The sequence below is a fragment of the Streptococcus sp. GMD1S genome, from assembly GCF_000296875.1.
GTDB lineage: Bacteria > Bacillota > Bacilli > Lactobacillales > Streptococcaceae > Streptococcus.
Genome location: NZ_AJQY01000172.1, coordinates 1 through 1,073, shown reverse-complemented (window position 1 = coordinate 1,073; position 1,073 = coordinate 1). Strand labels below are relative to the sequence as shown.

Here is a 1,073-nt window from a genome sequence, read left to right as displayed (position 1 = left end):
AAAACTCCAGATGAGTTTCGTGAGCAATTTCCCTTCATTCGTGAGTTGTTAGACCACCTTGGGATTCGCCATTATGAGTTGGCCCAGTATGAAGCCGATGATATCATCGGGACCCTAGGTCGCTTGGCTGAGCAGGATTCTTTTGATGTGACTATCGTCAGTGGAGACAAGGATTTGATCCAGTTGACGGATGAGCATACGGTGGTTGAGATTTCCAAGAAAGGTGTGGCTGAGTTTGAGGCTTTTACGCCAGACTATCTCATGGAAAAGATGGGCCTCACACCAGCTCAGTTCATTGATCTTAAGGCTCTTATGGGGGATAAGTCTGATAATATCCCTGGCGTCACGAAAATCGGTGAAAAGACGGGTATCAAGCTCTTGCTGGAGCATGGTTCGCTTGAGGGTATTTATGAAAATATTGATGGGATGAAGGCTTCTAAGATGAAGGAAAATCTCATCAATGACAAGGAACAGGCCTTTTTATCGAAAACACTAGCGACCATTGAGACTCAGGCACCAATTGAGATTGGACTAGACGATTTGGTCTATAATGGCCCAGATGTGGAAAATCTTGGGAAATTCTACGATGAGATGGGCTTCAAACAGCTCAAACAAGCTTTAAATATTTCATCGACAGATGTGCCTGAAAGTTTGGATTTCGCCATCGTTGACCACGTCAGTCAAGACATGCTGAGTGCCGACTCTATCTTCCACTTTGAACTCTTTGGTGAAAATTACCATACAGATGATTTGGTTGGTTTTGCCTGGTCCTGTGGGGATAAACTTTACACTACAGATAAACTTGAGCTCTTGCAGGAGCCGATTCTCAAGGATTTTCTAGAAAAAACACCTCTGAAAGTGTATGACTTTAAAAAAGCTAAGGTTCTCTTAAATCGCTTGGGTTTGAATCTGCAGGCCCCTGCTTTTGACAGCCGTTTGGCAAAATACTTACTCTCAACAGTTGAGAACAATGAAATCTCAACCATTGCGAGTCTCTATGGCCAGACTTATCTGGCTGATGATGAGACTTTCTACGGTAAGGGGGTCAAGAAAGCTATCCCTGAGAGAGAGAA

At 43.7% G+C, this 1,073-nt stretch carries 1 protein-coding gene; it reads left to right on the top strand.

Annotated features, from left to right (window positions below):
* Positions 1-1,073: 5'-3' exonuclease H3TH domain-containing protein (locus tag GMD1S_RS08050; protein WP_000618939.1), on the top strand; the 1,073-nt coding region annotated here is incomplete at both ends.